This window comes from Paraburkholderia sp. BL6669N2 (assembly GCF_003387275.1).
GTDB lineage: Bacteria > Pseudomonadota > Gammaproteobacteria > Burkholderiales > Burkholderiaceae > Paraburkholderia.
Genome location: NZ_QUNA01000002.1, coordinates 138,380 through 154,158, shown reverse-complemented (window position 1 = coordinate 154,158; position 15,779 = coordinate 138,380). Strand labels below are relative to the sequence as shown.

General features: G+C 60.2%; 9 protein-coding genes and 6 pseudogenes. 9 read left to right on the top strand and 6 right to left on the bottom strand.

The genetic code is table 11. The features are described from left to right. Window positions 1-17 precede the first annotated feature (17 nt). Window positions 18-206: a CsbD family protein gene (locus B0G80_RS23250; RefSeq protein ID WP_116120039.1), complete on the top strand. Its 189-nt coding sequence runs from the start codon at window positions 18-20 to the stop codon at window positions 204-206. A gap of 191 nt (window positions 207-397) precedes the next feature. On the opposite strand, the gene B0G80_RS23245 is transcribed toward B0G80_RS23250, so the two are convergent. Further along, window positions 398-904, bottom strand: a complete 507-nt coding sequence (locus tag B0G80_RS23245; protein ID WP_116120037.1) for a hypothetical protein — start codon at window positions 902-904, stop codon at window positions 398-400. Window positions 905-1,274: 370 nt separating this feature from the next. On the opposite strand from B0G80_RS23245, the pseudogene B0G80_RS23240 reads away from it, so the two are divergent. The 3 pseudogenes from B0G80_RS23240 to B0G80_RS47065 all read left to right on the top strand — a co-directional run. Then, window positions 1,275-2,018 (top strand): annotated as a pseudogene (locus B0G80_RS23240) (FAD-dependent monooxygenase); the annotation flags it as partial. Window positions 2,019-2,347: 329 nt separating this feature from the next. Further along, window positions 2,348-2,440 (top strand): annotated as a pseudogene (locus B0G80_RS23235) (TetR family transcriptional regulator); the annotation flags it as partial. 379 nt (window positions 2,441-2,819) lie between these two features. Continuing rightward, window positions 2,820-3,206, top strand: a pseudogene (locus B0G80_RS47065) (MAPEG family protein). 217 nt (window positions 3,207-3,423) lie between these two features. Here B0G80_RS47065 and B0G80_RS23225 read toward each other — a convergent pair. Then, a complete protein-coding gene (locus tag B0G80_RS23225; protein ID WP_116120034.1) occupies window positions 3,424-3,873 on the bottom strand; it encodes a hypothetical protein in 450 nt (149 codons plus the stop codon). Window positions 3,874-4,099: 226 nt separating this feature from the next. On the opposite strand from B0G80_RS23225, the gene B0G80_RS46430 reads away from it, so the two are divergent. Next, window positions 4,100-4,276, top strand: coding sequence for a hypothetical protein (locus tag B0G80_RS46430; RefSeq protein ID WP_166678937.1), 177 nt, complete (start codon window positions 4,100-4,102; stop codon window positions 4,274-4,276). A gap of 373 nt (window positions 4,277-4,649) precedes the next feature. On the opposite strand, the gene phaZ is transcribed toward B0G80_RS46430, so the two are convergent. Then, entirely contained in the window at window positions 4,650-5,738 is a 1,089-nt protein-coding gene (gene phaZ / locus B0G80_RS23210) for a polyhydroxyalkanoate depolymerase (protein WP_116123675.1), read from the bottom strand. Window positions 5,739-6,156: 418 nt separating this feature from the next. Here phaZ and B0G80_RS23205 point away from each other — a divergent pair, with 418 nt between their 5' ends. After that, window positions 6,157-6,816, top strand: coding sequence for a TetR/AcrR family transcriptional regulator (locus B0G80_RS23205; protein ID WP_116123674.1), 660 nt, complete (start codon window positions 6,157-6,159; stop codon window positions 6,814-6,816). A 723-nt stretch (window positions 6,817-7,539) separates the two neighbouring features. On the opposite strand, the gene B0G80_RS23200 is transcribed toward B0G80_RS23205, so the two are convergent. After that, window positions 7,540-7,926 carry a hypothetical protein gene (locus B0G80_RS23200; protein WP_116120031.1) on the bottom strand — a complete coding sequence of 129 codons (387 nt, stop codon included), beginning with the start codon at window positions 7,924-7,926 and terminating at the stop codon, window positions 7,540-7,542. 705 nt (window positions 7,927-8,631) lie between these two features. Here B0G80_RS23200 and B0G80_RS23195 point away from each other — a divergent pair. Next, the gene (locus B0G80_RS23195; protein WP_116120029.1) at window positions 8,632-10,779 is read left to right on the top strand and encodes a molybdopterin-dependent oxidoreductase; all 2,148 of its coding nucleotides are present in this window, start codon (window positions 8,632-8,634) and stop codon (window positions 10,777-10,779) included. A gap of 316 nt (window positions 10,780-11,095) precedes the next feature. Here B0G80_RS23195 and B0G80_RS23190 read toward each other — a convergent pair. Then, window positions 11,096-12,098: pseudogene (locus B0G80_RS23190) on the bottom strand (IS30 family transposase); the annotation flags it as partial. Between the two features lie 1,182 nt (window positions 12,099-13,280). On the opposite strand from B0G80_RS23190, the gene B0G80_RS23180 reads away from it, so the two are divergent. Continuing rightward, window positions 13,281-13,499, top strand: coding sequence for a hypothetical protein (locus B0G80_RS23180; protein ID WP_116120027.1), 219 nt, complete (start codon window positions 13,281-13,283; stop codon window positions 13,497-13,499). Between the two features lie 1,043 nt (window positions 13,500-14,542). Here B0G80_RS23180 and B0G80_RS23175 read toward each other — a convergent pair. Beyond that, window positions 14,543-15,245: pseudogene (locus tag B0G80_RS23175) on the bottom strand (IS6 family transposase). A 41-nt stretch (window positions 15,246-15,286) separates the two neighbouring features. Here B0G80_RS23175 and B0G80_RS23170 point away from each other — a divergent pair. Further along, window positions 15,287-15,739, top strand: a pseudogene (locus tag B0G80_RS23170) (IS6 family transposase); the annotation flags it as partial. Window positions 15,740-15,779: the final 40 nt, after the last annotated feature.

Below are 15,779 nucleotides of genomic sequence, written 5' to 3'. Positions count from 1 at the left end.
ATTTGGAGGACTGCATCATGAACAAGGACCAGGTCAAAGGCGTTGCTCAAAAGATGAAGGGCAAGGTCAACGAGGCAATGGGCAAGGTCACGGGCAGGCCGTCCCGGGAACTGAAAGGCGACGCCGAGCAAACCGCGGGACAAGCCAAGAAAGATGTCGGTGACGCCAGGGAAGCGGCGAAGGACCGCACAACGCGTCATCATTAGTTGCGTGCCTCCGGGGCCAGGTTGAACGCGTTGACCGAGCATCGATGGCTCGTCAGGCGGCCGACTGGTGAAGTCAGTCGCCGCTCCATTTTCACGAGACAGTCTTCGACGTTGACGATGCCAACGCACAAGCTGGCCCCCGAGTTGGTGGAAAGGCCTTGACTCCGGCCAGGAACGCCGCGACGGCAGGGTCAGCGCGTCGTCGGCTCGGGCCAAGGCCAACCCTCTCGCGCCCCCGGCGCATTCCGCCCGGCGGACGGCGCTGCCTCCACCGGAGCTACTTCCTTCGCGGCATCGCGCAATGGTTCGTCCACCGCGTCCTTCCTGCTCCCGAGAAGCCCGTCGCCGAACCACTTGACCTTCTTCCGAATGTGACCGGCATACGAGTTCCAGCCGTCAGGGTTACCGTCAAAAAGCTCGTGCTGAACGGTTAACGCCAGAGCTTTGCGGTTGAGTTCTGTGTCGAGCAATTCCCTTGCCCACAGGAAGAACGCGCTGGCGACTCTTGCGCTGAAATCGGCCACCGTCATCTTCGGGGCGAGCGCCCGGAAGAACTCGAAGTCCCGAAACAAATCCTGTTCGTTTGCAAGCTGCACCACTGGCGTGTCGGACGCACCGGTCCGGGCTAAATGGCTCAGAGCCTGGAGGATGTCCCCGAGGTGAAGTAGAAGTTCTCGTCTGTCAAATCGGTCGTCCATCACATATCTCCAGTCTCTGCGTCGTCCCCCGAATAGGTCGGCTTTTCCCGCACAACGCTTCGTCCGGTCGCATCTCATCTCGGCGCGTCTTCCTCGAGCAATCAGTCGTCATTCTCCGACTGCAGGAGTGGCGCTCCGGTGTCGCGCGCCGGCGAGCCGGGGGCGCCCGGGCCGTCGGTGCCGGGCTTATCCATATCAGTGTCGCGCGCGGCGGGGTACGTTGCCTCGAGGTCCGAAAGAAACTTCATGTGGCAAGCATTTGAGGGGACTATCTTAAATAGACGCGACAATGCACAGCAGGCGACCCGATGATTCGTAGTGTTCGCCATGACGGGTCCAAGCGTGGTTATGCCTCAGCTTCGCAGGCGACGCCGCGCACATTACGCCTCCATCCGTCAGCCGAGGGTTGGCCACGGGACTGCGAGACGCCGCCAACCTGTGCTGGAAGCTTGCATGGGTGGTACAGGGGCGAGCGGATTCACGCATTCTCGACACTTACGACGAGGAAAGGCGGCCCCACGAGAAGGCGATAACAAAACTCGCAAGGTTCATGAGAAAGCTCGTCGCGCCGCGCAATGGCGGCATTGCCCTGTGGACTCATGGGCAAATGCAATTGTCGCCACCGGTGCTCCCGCTGCGTGCGCAGCCCGAGGAATCGCAGATCAAGCCGAAAAAACCAACTGGAAGGGGTGTGTTTGTCAAAGGCCGCTCGCCGACGAAGCTTGTGCGCGGCGTAGTGATTGCGCAGGGGCGGGTACGTGGTTCGGATGGCAAAACGCGTCCGAGCGACGAGGTGCTCGGGCAGGGCCTGGCGCTGATTGGATTTGGCACGGATGCCCGAGCCTCGCTTGATTCTTCTGAGGCAGCAGCCTTCGCGCGTGTCGGCGGAAGCATTGTGCAGATCGCACACCGTGGAGAGCGGCCGCATGCCGCTCGGCATGACAGTTGGGAGGACCTCGACGGTGTGTTCCTTCCGCGTCTCGTTCCGGTTGGTTGGGCCGCCGTGGTGCGGCCCGACAAGACCGTCGTTCACGATGGCCCGGCGACCGATGCGTCGCGGCTCGTGCGCGAGAGTCTTTCCTTGCTGGGTCAGCACTGCTGGGTCATGCAGTGATCGCGAACCCGCATGCCGTCTCGAAACCCCATTCACACCGTATGATCTCTTATCGCCATGATCGCGCAACGAAGCTGCTTTGCCTGAGAGAGACGGGCCCCGCTCACCGGCGGACTAGCTGCATAGGCAGTCGCTGGGGTGACTCGAACGGAGCGCGCTATCGCTAGAACACATTCCAACGCGACGAAGGCGCTCTCGACATGCTGCACCGATTCCTCACGAAGGGCGTTCTGGCGCCTCGTCTGACCGTTCCGTACCTTTTTTCCGGGATTCCAGTGTTCGCTACGACGTTCCGATTTCCCACGCGCCTTGGTGCAGATCTTACTAAGATGCTCGTTGAAAAGGGATAGGCCGCAACAAGCGTGGAGGAAATCGCTAGGGCGGCTGGCTATACGCGCGGCGCGTTCTATTCAAATTTCGGCGTTGTCGGGGCGATACAATTCATCCCGACATCGTAAGTGAGATTTTCCTCAGCCTCGGCGGAGCAGTACACTGTTCACCATTGTCCCGCAGGTACGGCGAAGCATCGTCAACATTGAAGGGGGCCCCTGCTTCACTCAGGGCCTTCGCCTGTTGAGTCAACGACTGGGCTGCCGCCGACGCTTCTTCAACTAGGAATTCAGAAGGTAACGGGTTAAGGCAGCGTGGCCGCTACGGCCCCCTGCATCGGCCGATAATCGGCCATCAAGGTTAGTTCGATGCAGTCGCGATGCACGCCGCTGGTGCTACACACCATCAGGCAAATCGTGCAGACAACCAAACTGGCATTTTATAAATTTCCTGTCGAGGGGGCTCATGCAAATGGACAACATTGCTCTCGCATGCGTGCTGGTTCTTGGAGTACTCCTGTTCGGTCTCGGGTTGTCAATATCGGTGATGCGTTTTCGCAAAGGCACCAACTCAGGCTGCGAGTCGGACCCGGCAGACCAGCTACATAAGCTGGTCCGGGCGCACGCCAATACGGCCGAATAGGCGCCGTTCCTCGCGTTGCTGTTTCTATATCTTGGCGCGCGATCGCCTTCCGCGGCCGCTCTGTCATTGATCATAGCGGCAACCGTGTGCCGCTGTTTGGTCGTCGTCGGACTAGTCACGGGACCGACGATGGCAAAACCCAATCCTTTTCGCTTCGTCGACGCACTAGGGACCTACCTCACCGGCTTGGCGCTGTGTGCGATGCTGCTGCACTGAGATGCGACGATAGGCAAGGGCGGAACTGAAGCAAATCGATCGACGATTAATGCAACCGGCATGCCGCTGACACCGTCTTTCGATGGACCCGCCGATATGTTGGTGGGCGTCCCCGCGATTTCCATTCGGATTACGACGGATTGATCGCACTACTGCGACGCAAACACTCATGTAACAACGCCATCCCACTGCATGCATGACAGCACCGCTGAGCGCGTCACGGTCCGCTGCAGAAAATGGCCGTTAGCAAGAGGGGGACAACCTGATGAATGACAGCGCCGCTGCCGGTCTGGCGCGCATGCGCTTCTACTGACTCGCTGGGGCCGATTACTACCACGCCATAGGCTGAGTCTGTGACGGGCCGGCCATCTCCGCGTTTGAACAGTGCATCGTCGTGTTCATACCCGAGGACGGCGTAGACGGGAAAGCCAAATGCCGTCAATTTGCTGCCGTGCGCCGGTCGAAATGCGTTGACCGAGTTTGCTTCGACGCGCATCGGATTTGGATCGATATACTGGCTCTTAAGGAGCGGGGCGATGAATGCGTGTGCGTTCGACCTACAGTCGAGTTGCGGATCGAGTGCGTGGCCGTAGGACGAGCCCGAATGGAGCCCCGCGACGATTGCAGTAAGCGCCGTTATCCAGGCATAGATTGCGGAAACCTTCATCAGTCGCTCCACTTAATCGAGCTAGCTCACGATCCGGAACCAGCATGTCCTGCGCCCGCTCCGGTTTCATGGCCAGCGATCAGAAGCGTATTCCAGGCAAACATGGGGGCCTCCGTGGTGGCGCTCCGGCACCATGTCCTCATGATGACGAAGACTCCGCGCACAGGCCTCCCCGACACGGAGACCAATCGGATTCCTCACCATTCACCAACGCCGATTCCAACGCATGAACAAAACGCTGAAACGCATCCAGGGTTCCGTGGACGCTGCGGTACTCGGTGCAACCGATCCTGCCATCGAGTACGACCAGCATTCCGGCATTCCCCGCCAATTCCAGGATATTCATTCCGTTCTCCTCGGATCGCCCGACTATCGACCCGTCGCTCACACCGCAAGGCGGTAAGCGCGCGGCTTGTACTAAAAATGCGAGCCGGAGCGGCCAGGCTTTCCGTGCTGATGTGCCAGGTCTGTCTATCCAGTTCATGGGTAGGCATGCATCACTGGCCGTCTGGACGCGGGCGGGAACACGCGCCACGATCCATCATCGTGCCGGAAGAAAAAAATGGCCAGGGAGCCGGTCGTTCGCAACGACTCCACACGCACGCAGCGTCTGTGGCTCGAGTTTGCACGACCGTATCGGGTCAGGCGGACCGGCATGGCAGGCGTGGGCGCCAGCCATTTGTCAATCAACCATCGCAAGGACTTCTGATCGGTGTTCATATGCTGCTCCTTCAACCCCATGGCCGTTGATCGGGGGCGCCCCTTGCCGTACGCCGTCAGGCCGCCACGTCCTCGATGACACCGGTGTGCAAGTCGGCGGCCGATTCATTGCTGACGTGCGATTCGACGGTGATCAGTGCAGTGGCCTTGATGGCGTCCGGGCGGACGTGTTCGCCGCGCACCTGCCAGGTTCCGCGCGCCAGGCAGAACTCCTGAAAGACCACGCGAACCGTTTCCAGATAGTATTCGGCCGCCATGTCGAGCACGGCGTTGTACTCGTCGTAGAGGCGGCGATGCGCGTCGACCAGTTCGCTGTTGCCGGCTGCCACGTCGCAGTAGTAGCGCAGGTGCGAATCCAGGTGGCGCTCGGGATTCATCGCCACAAAGGCCGCGTGCTGCAGGAAGCCGGGATATACCCGGCGGCCGGCACCGGGATAGTTACCCGGCAGCGTCTTGGTCAGTTCGCGTGTGAACCAGTCGAGCGGTTTGCTGACGGCGAATGCGTTGACGGTCGTCGGGCCGCGACCCGCGTCGATCGGGCGGCCGATCAGCGTCATGCTTCTCGGCGTCGTCTCGTCATGAGTCGCCATCAGCGAAACAGCGGCGAGCACCGGCACGGTCGACTGGCAGGCCGATACAACATGAGCGTCCGGTCCCAGGAAACGCAGAAATTCGCGCAGATACGCGACGTAGTCGTCCAGGTGAAAGGCGCCTTCGGCGAGCGGAACTGTGCGGGCATCGCGCCAGTCGGTGATGTAGACGTCGAAATCCTGCAGCATCGCCGCCACGGTGTCACGCAGCAGCGTCGCGTGATGGCCCGACAGCGGCGCGACGACCAGTGCGACGGGATGCCTGTGGGGCGTGGCGCGCTCGAAATGCAGCAGCCGGCAGAACGGCCGGTCCCGCACGACGGTTTCAGTCACCACGACCTGCTGACCGTCGACGACGGCGTCGGTCAGGCCGAATTCCGGTTTCGGGTAGCGCTTGCAGAGCCGCGCCAACAGCTCGCAGCCGGGCGCGAGCTGACTGGTGGGCCGCGCGGAAGCGGCGTTGCCAGAACCTGCAAGGAAGCTGGCGGTGGCCTGCAGCCAGGGAAGGAACGGCGCCCATATCGCAGTTTGCAACTCGCGCAGGGGGTAGGACATCGACACGTCAGCTTCTCCTTGACTACGGCAGCCGCCTCGACGCATTCAGCAATCAGACCTGCTGAATAGGTCTTGTGACCAAATACTAGCGGTCGTGCAACCAACAATCAAGACCAGTAAGGAGGGGAGAAATACCAATAAGTATGGGGATTTAGCCACTAGTCAGTGGGTCAAATCCAAGCAGTTGGTCGTGAAGCCGGTGTCGGGCAGTATGTTAACTGTGCTTAATCGGTTTCTTGACCTACCATAGATGGGTCGAGTGACAAAAAGGGACGGCTGCCTCTGCTTTCCGGCGGCCGAGAGACACTGACTGAGGAATCACCCCTTGAGCCAGGCCGAGCTGGGCCGTGCGCACCATTTCGGCGGCCGGAACGAACTGTCCTGCGGAGAGAACCCGCCACTGAGGAGTTGGGCGCAGATGAAAGAAATGACGATCACATCGGCGGAAATGCTGGGCTCGAGCGCGCCACGCGAGCCCAGGCGGCGAGGCAACAGAACAACCCGTGTACCGGAGATCCTCGAGGTCTCGATCAGCGTTTTCGCTACCGAAGGTAACGCGGGGTTCACCCAACGCCGTGTGGCGAGCGATGCGGGTATTCGCCTGAGCACCTTGCAGCACTATTTCGGTACCCGGGAAGGCCTGTTGCGAGCCACGATGAGAGCGATGGCCGACCGCTACCTTGAGCTTTATCGAACGCTCGCCAAGGATAAGCTTCGATCGCCGGAAGCGCGCCTCGACGCGATCATCGACGAGGCCTTCGCTGCTCTGACGCGGCCTGGCACCAGCACGAGCGCCTTCGCCCTCGAATCGTGGAGTTTGGCCGAGCATGAGGATTTTGCGCGCGATTTAACGGCGGAAATCACGGGAGAATTCCAGGAAATCTTTGCCGGTCTTGTTGCGAAAATAAACCCGGCGCTGACGTCTGGGGAATGCGCGCTCCGAGGTGCTTTGCTCGTCTCGCACTTGCAAGGCCTGGTCGTTTTTATCCGTCGAGCTGGAGATAACGCCCCTGATCTGGACGCATTTCGGGCCGCCGCAAAAGTCGTTTGGAAAGCGTTAAGCAAGGCGTCACAATAAGGCCGCACTCTTAAGTGTTCCTTCTATGGGGCAAATGAAAGTCAAGCCCTTTAGCGATTCCGTTCCCGTCAGCATTCCCCCATTTTGAGCCGATTCAAAGGAGGATCCTTGGGGGAGGGAAGGTTGTCCACGGCCGGGCCAGTGTGTCGCCTGTCTCGACCACGACGCTGACCGGCAGTGGACAATCTTCCCTTCAACATATACCCAGGCCATCCGCTCACGATGTTTTAGTATCCTTCGTATAAGACCTTTGACGGTACTGAGGTCCGGGGTGTCTGACGTCCGAGGTGGTTTCCCCCTGCCACCGTTCTATCCGTGCCGGCATAAGGCCGGTCATCACATACCAAATGCGCGCGAAGCGCTGGAACCACCCCCAGTTACCCGCGCGCCCTATCCGGTAGACGGCTACCCGCAGGGTTATCCCGGAACACTTACGGCCGTGCTGCTCGCGGAACGGCAGGTTAGTCGAATCATCGGGATTCGGATTCACTGGTCATCGCCAACAGATCGCCCATCCGGCATGTGGCATAAGAAATGATCGATTTTTTAAGTAATCCTAATATATGCAACACCGATGCTCGAGTGTTCAACGACGTTAGCGCTTCGCCTTGCGGTGTCTGAACGTGGTGAGTGTGGCTTCGCGCTGCTAGAGATCATCGCTCACAGCCAAGGATGTCGCAGGGTGGCCTCATACGCCCACAAGCCGGTGCATCGGCGCGAGAGTTACTCCTCCACGACGATAGGCGAGCTTTCCGTTCCCGCGAGAAAATCCCTGAGTTGCTCTTCGGCGTGACGTACCGCATGCAGTGGTGCGCGGGCAAGTTGCGCGTCATACAGAGCTATCAGTTCTTCAAAGTCACCGATGACGTCCGGCGTGAGACGCCATTCGCCCGTCTCATGCGCGTGCGCCAGCGCCATCTCCACGGCGCACTCGGCTACCTTGAAATATTCGGCTGGATGCCTTCCGTATCCCGCACGTTGCAAAAAATAAGCAAGATAGACGGCCCGCATCAGTTCGTTGATCAGGTGACTGTTGGCCTGGCACTCACGACATGCGACCAGCGCCAGATGCAGCCTCAGGGACTGTTCGCTGGCGGATGCACGATCCATCGGTAATAACAGCGCCTTTGTCAGCGGCCGGCGTGGCTGGCCGGCCCGGGACCGGATTCGTTTGACGGACATCTACTGGAAGCAGGGCGGTGTGGAAAGATAGCCCGATTATAGCGAAGCTGTTTGCCGGATCAGTTTCGGTGATCACACATCGGCTTAGGCGTCCAGGTACTGGAAAGGGAGTCTATCCACAAAAAGTTGTGAAAAAACCGTGCTGCTGAACGTCGACAGGTCGGCAGCAGCTCAATTTTCGGCCGACTGCATCAGCCAGTAGCCGGCCATGGAGCGCCGCTCGCACTTTATCGGCAGGTGTCGGGTTATGCGCCGCGAACGGTCATTTGACCGACGCGCATGGCACGCCGCGCATTCAATCAATTTGCATGGCTGGCGGAGCGAGCGCGTTATGAGCGCTAATAGAGACGCGTCGAGTCGTGGGACGGGCCGTCGCGAGGCCCGATGTCCCCGCCGGGACGCGGCGTGCCGGACTTGCGGGCAACGGCACTCGCAACAAGTCGTTAAGCTATTTGCCATAAATATGAACGTCGTTTATCATGGCGAATGCGCGGTCACAGTCTGGCGGCGATGTAACGCATGGTCATTTGCGGGTGCTCTGTCATCTCACAGGTATCCGGCTCGGTTATAACCTTTGCGCCAAAGGCTTTGGTTGTGACGAGGTGTGGGGCCACAGTACAGGAGGAGCTCGCCGTGCCACGGGAAGCCGTCACCGCCTGCCGCATCTGCGCCGGCAACTGTTCACTGCGCTTGACCATCGACGACGTCGGACGCGTCATTGCTGCGCGCGGCGACCGCGACAATCCGCTCACGCGCGGCTACGCCTGCATCAAGGGCGCGTATCTGCATGAGGCGCATAACAGCGCGGAGCGGCTCCTGCACCCGCTGAAACGGCAGCGCGATGGCAGCTTTGTGCAGATGCCGCTTGACGCGATGCTGGCCGAGATCGCGGCGCAACTTGAGGCGCTGATCGAGCGCCACGGCGCCGATGCGGTCGCAGCCTTTCGCGGCACCATGAACTACTCTAACCTCGCCGCCAATCATATGTTGCCCGCCTTCCTCGCGGCGCTGGGTTCGAATTCTTTTTTCTCTACAATGACCATCGACCAGTCGGCCAAATGGGTGGCATTTGAGCGACTGGGCGGCTGGGCTGCCGGCAAAGATTCGTACGCGCTCGCCGACGCGCTATTGTTCGTCGGCACCAATCCGCTGGTGTCGCTATCCACGTTCAACTTTGCATTGCAGAATCCGGTCAAGCAACTCCACGAAGCGAAGGAGCGCGGCCTGAAGCTGGTGGTGATCGATCCACGAGAGACAGAGACCGCCCGCCATGCCGATGTCTTCCTGCAGGTGTTGCCGGGCGAGGACCCGACCGTGCTGGCTGGCCTGCTTCGCATCATTCTGTCTCGAGGCTGGCACGATGCTGAATTCTGCGCGCGCTACGTCAAGGACCTGGCACGACTGGCGCGCGCGGTCGAGCCGTTTACGCCCGAATACGTTGCCCAGCGCGCCGGCGTAAGCGTCGAAGGGCTGGAAGCCGCCGCTGCAGCCTTCGCGGAACCCGTCCGGGCGGCCGGCGGCCTGCGCCGCAAGCGTGGCTCGGCCGCGTCGGGAACCGGGCCCAATATGGCGCCGCACTCCAATCTGGCCGAGCATCTGGTCGAATGCCTCAACGTCGTGTGTGGCCGCTTCGCTCGCCCCGGCGACCCTGTTCCGAACCCCGGCGTGGTCGCCCCGCGCCGCCAGCGCCGCGCCGAAGTAATTCCACCACGCCGTTCCTGGGAATCCGGCTGGAAGAGCCGTGTCGGCGGCTATGGCATGCTGTTCGGCCAGAAGATGAGCGGCACGCTGGCCCAGGAAATCACTACGCCTGGCGCCGGCCAGATCCGCGCGTTGTTCGTCGACGGCGGCAATCCAGTCGATGCCGTGCCCGACCAGCGCCGCATCGCCGATGCGCTGCGTCAATTGCAACTGCTGGTATGCATCGAGCCATTCATGACAAACACTGCGCGGCTCGCGCATTATGTGATTCCACCGAAGCTGATGTTCGAGCGCACAGACCTGCATTCGCGCGACTACGAGTCCTACATCATGTTTCAGCCTTACGCACAATACTCGGCCGCCGTGGCGACGCCGCCGGAGGGATCCGAAGTCGTGGACGACTGGTTCGTGTTCTGGGACCTCGCGCGGCGCCTGGGCAAGAGCGTCATATTCGACGACGTTCCGCTCGATATGCGCGCAGCTCCGACCACCGACGAGCTGCTTGCGACCCTGGTTCGCCACGGCTCGATTTCATTTGACGAACTGAAGCTGAACCCACAAGGGAAAATCTACGAGGTCGAACCGATGATCGTGCAGCCCGGCGAGCCAGCTAATACCGCGTGCTTTGACGTGATGCCGGAGGACGTCGAACGCGAACTGGCGGGCGTACTGAACGAAGCGGGGGCACCGCCGGGGTTCCCGCTTCGCCTGGCGGTGCGGCGCGTGCGCGACGTGCAGAACACCATGTACCACCACCTGCCCGCGGTCCGCCGACGCATGCCGTTCAATCCGGCCTTTGTGCATCCCGATGAGCTGGCTGCTCAAGGACTGACCGAAGGCCAGTGCGTGGCCATTGTTTCGCCGCACGGCCGCATTCGAGCTATCGTCAAAGCGGACCCCGCGCTGCGCCGAGGCGTCGTGTCCATTTCGCACGGCTGGGGACCGATGCCCGACGAGGAGCCTGAAACCTACGCCGGCTCCAATCCAAGCCAGTTGCTCAGCACTACAGTTGGCCTTGATCCGATCAACGCCATGCCGGTAATGAGCGCGATGCCTGTACGCTTCGAAGCTGTAGACTGAATCGCAAGAGAGAACCCCCGTTCGAATCGAACGGTTTGTTTCGAGCACGACGATGCAGCTACCCGGCCCTCCCGCCTTGCCCGAAATCTGGCGAGCGAACGAAAGACACCACGCCACCACAACGTCCAGCAGCCCTCGCACCTTCGCGACATTGGCCCCCGCGTCGGCGGCAGGCAGACCGTAGTTGCGGATGCGATAGAAGCCAGCCGCAGCCTCTGTGGACGCGCTGCGTCATTTCATTGGCAATGAGTCAACGTGGCGGGAACCTCGCGGCGTGGTTCAACACGCACGCGATCGGCTGACTAAGCCTGCGGATTCAACCGGTCGATGCAACAGTTTGATGAAATCGCTCAGCTGGTGTGTCGAAGTTTAGTGTTTTCCGGGGGCGTTCATTGAGCCGCCTTGCTACTGCATTAAGCTGGGCCTGTGAATAGACGGAGAGATCGGTACCTTTCGGGAAGTACTGCCTCAGCAATCCATTCGTATTTTCATTCGAACCGCGCTGCCATGGATGCTGGGGATCGCAGAAGTACACCTGGAGATCAGTGGCCACGGTAAAGCGTTTGTGCGCGGCCATCTCCGTTCCCCGATCCCATGTCAGCGACTTATGGAACTCCTGCGGCAGTCTGGAGGCGTGTTTGATGAGTGCATTGGTGACCGTCTCGCGATCCTTGCTGGCTATCTTCACGTAACGCGTCTGGCGTTCGACGAGCGTCGCAATCTGGCTGCTGCCGCTGCCGCTGCCGCTGCCGCTGCCGCTGCCGCACAGCAGATCACGTTCCCAGTGGCCCGGTATCGCACGGTCTTCAACGCTCGCGGGGCGTTCGCTGATCGATACTGTGTCCCGAATCCTTCCGTGATCGTCCGTCTTCTGCGTATGATGGCGCGAACGGCGAACGGCGAACGGCGAACGGCGCATGGCCCGGGTGTGCGGCGATGATGGTCTCATGAGACACGTGGTAGTCCTCATCGTCTGGATACACCCGCCTGAGCCATCCGGCAATCTGCTGCGGTGACCACTGCAACTGAAGCTTGCCTGCCACGACGTGCGCCAGCATCCGGTGCTCAGCCAGTTTACAGGCTTTGGGGCGCTGCGCGCGATCCCATGCGATCTGATCGGCGTGGCTTGCCCGATAGCCGTTTGGTCCGCTGTTCCGTTTGATCTCACGACAGATGGTAGAAGGCGCTCGGGAAAGTCGTATCGCAATTGACTGGATTGATTCATCAGCCACAAGCCCTCGTGATATCTCTTCACGCTCCTCCAGCGTCAATGCCAATCTTGATCGATGCCTTTGTGGTGGCTGGATCCCACCTGTCTCGCCGTCATTGACAGGGGACCTTGGCGGGCCAATCCTGCCGGCTGAATAGTGGCGCGGACGGCTCCACGAGCTTCTGGATGGGACTCATCCGACGCGCGCCCAACTCTGCGCGCTGGACAGTCTGCTGCTTCAACTGGACGATTTCGAGGCCAAGAGCTGGTCGACGCCAGCGGGAAGCGCCTGTCCTGTTGCTCGAAATCCCGACAAAATTGAATTGAGCGCCGCGTCAGAACATTTCTTGATCCAGGCTCTGCGGATTCTTTCCGGTGTTCGCATAAAAAGAAGCCGCAGGCCCTGCCTACGGCTTACCTGACACACAAAACGCGGGGATACATCCGCGTTAACGCAAGCTTACAGTCCAGATGTGACGGCAACAAGCCAGTTGTCCATAATTTTCGCCTCCTTGCCCCATTTGCAACTCAGCTCTCCCGCTGTTTTCCGTGATCGCCACTCATAACGTAATATTGAGATGCCCTATGCGGAGCAGCGCCGCCTTCGACGGCGTGTGAATGGCTCGCCGGATGCGGGACGCCCGGCCGTATCGAAGGCCAACTGGACCGCGAGGTAAATCATCCCCGATGCATTGATCCGGCGCGTCGGAAGGACGCCAGAACGAATCTGGTCACGGACACCACCCACTGTGCGCGCGGCACCTCTGCGCGCCAAGACATCGATTGCGCCATCCCGCTGGTTCGTTTGATCGAGGCGAAATCTTCCGTACGACCTCCGGATCAATATGTGAAGCAATGCGAGAAGCGAATCCAGCGATCGCACTGCGGAAGAAGGATTCGAAGCCTGCGAAGACACTTAAAAGGGAACGGGAAAAATTCTTTTAAGCGTAGCGAACGTACGTGCTGCCGCTTCAGGAGGCCTTGACCTGAACACTGACATGCAATGATTGGGGTAACCCGGAGGAACCGCCATTCAATAGCCGGGGATCTGATGGCAGGGATGGGGTCGGCTGCGGCCTCCCGTCGCTCGTGTACGCGAGGTATATATCCCGGCGACCACGATCACGGATCAAGGTGATCGCGTCGCCAATGCGACTGAAAGAATGCAGAAACCCGCGGGCACGCCTCCACCCGTCTGAATTGCACAGCCTACAGGCACGGATTGGTATCCCAGCCGATTGCTGTGCGCAGTGCCGCACTGTAGGATTTCCTCACTGATTGGGAGGCGACGATGCAGTTCGACTACAAGGACTTCCATATCGACGCGTCGCCTCTTGATGAAGGCGGCCATTACTACGCCCGTGCAAAGATCTATCGGCGCGCCTCGGCGGGCGTCGACACCGTCGAGGTCAAATGGTCGGGAGATCTCGGCGACTATGCCTCCGACGCAGCCGCTATCGAGGCGGCGCAGCGCTGGGCGATCCAGTGGTGCGACGAGAACTCGGCATAGGACGAGCGGTTTGACTTCCTCGAATCAGATGATTGGAGATAGTTAAGCAGCCTTGCGACGCCTGTCGCGAGTTAGTCGCAACTCATCTCGCGCTCCCCCGCATGGCGATCCTGCCGCCGTCTAGCCGCCGGCGTCAGTGCAATCGGGCCGCCGAGCAACATGTCGAAAATTAGCAGGAACTGGAGTTGCACGGTCTGCGGAAGCTGGCTGTACCAAAAAACAGCTGACGGCACTCCTCCTGGCGAATGGGTGATGGGCGAGCATCGGCTAGCCCGGACCGGGAAGGCGTGACGAGCGGCGCTTCGACAATCACGATGGAGACTGGCATGCTGCAACGCAACGAGCTATATAGGGAATATAAGCTGGACGTCGCAGTCGATGGTGACGCACTTACGGGATTCTATCGCCGCGCAGACGATACAACTCGCGGCGATCGGCGGAGCACGTAACGTTTCGATGCCAATTGCTCGATTTCGTGACGCGTCAGCTGCATTCGCAGACGGGTTCAATCGGCTTCGCGCTGCGGTTGATGAACACGAAGTCAAGCCGGGCTAGTCTTGCAGATTGGTTCACGGAACCCTGCGGGACGAGACGCGCCACACGGGGAAAGGTTGGCTACAACGTGCAGGCTGCAGTGGACGTGAAACGACATGGCTCACGTCGGGCCGGACGCTGCTGCTCACAAGTGACAGATCAAACGCGTCGAGCGGTGCCTTACGAAGCTTGCGGCGTGTATGCCGATTGCGTAAGACGGTGACCGGCCAGGAGCGGCTAGATCAGTTCTTTCCGCGCCCCACAGATGGAGGTGTATCAACGGCTGGCATTCGGCGGTGGGTCGCCCGCGTCGCAGCGGGGTGCTATCGTCGCGCTTGGCCTGCGGCTGATCCTGGCGGCGGCAAAGCCGGGTATCTGACAACCCCTTTTATCGTTTGCGGTCTTTCATCGACGCCTCTATGAGTCGGTTCCGAGAGCGCATGATGTGTGCTAGCGCTAGAGTTAGAGAAGCTCGGTGGAGCATCTTCCAAGGGAGCGGCGCGTCGTAGTCATCGACGGTTTTGCGTGGCGAGGCGTTCTTTGAGCGCGGCATGACGACATGCCGCAGTCATTTGATGTCGGGGTAGCGCGAAGTGCTGCCAGATTGGGCCGAAGCATGAGAGAAACGCCTGCGTGCGACGCGCATCACGAAAGCCGCACATCTGGCGCTCGCGCCTGCGGGTCGGCTGATGGCTGTTCTCGGCACGGTTATTCACGCGCGCGGCCGCTTTGACGAAAACGTGCTCCACAAGAGCGAGTCCGGGAATCTCAGCCTTTGCCCGCCTGATAGCTGCGCAGTTGGTCGGTAACGATTCTGCGCGGCACCAGGTTTGAACGCAGCAGTCTCCGGAAGAAGCGCTTTGCCGCGGCCTTGTCGCGCCGCTTTTGCACCGGCACGTCGAGTTCGACACCATGCTCGTCGACCGCTCGCCACAACAGATACGGCTCGCCGTGCAGCGTCACAAACATTTCGTCCATATGCCATGTGCTGCCCAGCTTGCGCCGCGCCGCTTTGGCGCAATCGGCGAATCCAGCACCGAACTTGTCGCACCAGCAACGGATCGTTTCGTACGTGACCACGACACCACGCTCGAGCAACAACTCCTCGATGTCGCACCGGCTCAGGCTGAACCTGAAGCACCAGCGGACCGCGCAGATGATGACGACGGCAGTGAAACGGTGACCGTGATAAAGCGATTTCGATTTCTTCATCACTTCATTCTATCGCCTCCTCGCAATCAACCTGACAGAGCCGTATCGACGAAACATACATTCGGGTCAGGGGCGAATGGGAATATCTGTATCGCGCTGTCGGCAAGGCGGGCAAAACGATCGACTTCCTGCTGCGAGCCCATCGTGACAAAGTTGCGGCCCTGGCGTTGCTTCGAAAAGGCGATCGCCCAGAACGGCGAACCGGAGACCGTGACGATCGATAAAAGCGGATTAAGTCTGGCGGCGCTACAGGCGCTCACCGCTGAAAGTGAGACGCCGATCAGGATCCGCCAGAAGAAGTACCTGAACAATGTCGTCGAGCAGGACCACCGTGCCACCAAGCGTCGCACCCGACCGATGCTTGGCTTCAAGAATTTTCGTTGTGCACGCATCATTCTCGGGGGCATCGAGTTCATGCACATGATCGTCAAGGCGAGATGAATGACGGTGGCATCGCGCAAACTCCCGCCCGGCAGTACTCGTTGGTCGCATGAGTAGTCCTCATCATATTGTCATTTGTTTGACGCGACTTCT

Coding starts and splice junctions, on each gene's coding strand:
- B0G80_RS23250 (WP_116120039.1), top strand. CDS start 18: ATGAACAAGGACCAGGTCAAAGGCGTTGCTCAAAAGATGAAGGGCAAG.
- B0G80_RS23245 (WP_116120037.1), bottom strand. CDS start 904: ATGGACGACCGATTTGACAGACGAGAACTTCTACTTCACCTCGGGGAC.
- B0G80_RS23225 (WP_116120034.1), bottom strand. CDS start 3,873: ATGAAGGTTTCCGCAATCTATGCCTGGATAACGGCGCTTACTGCAATC.
- B0G80_RS46430 (WP_166678937.1), top strand. CDS start 4,100: ATGAACAAAACGCTGAAACGCATCCAGGGTTCCGTGGACGCTGCGGTA.
- phaZ (WP_116123675.1), bottom strand. CDS start 5,738: ATGTCCTACCCCCTGCGCGAGTTGCAAACTGCGATATGGGCGCCGTTC.
- B0G80_RS23205 (WP_116123674.1), top strand. CDS start 6,157: ATGAAAGAAATGACGATCACATCGGCGGAAATGCTGGGCTCGAGCGCG.
- B0G80_RS23200 (WP_116120031.1), bottom strand. CDS start 7,926: ATGGATCGTGCATCCGCCAGCGAACAGTCCCTGAGGCTGCATCTGGCG.
- B0G80_RS23180 (WP_116120027.1), top strand. CDS start 13,281: ATGCAGTTCGACTACAAGGACTTCCATATCGACGCGTCGCCTCTTGAT.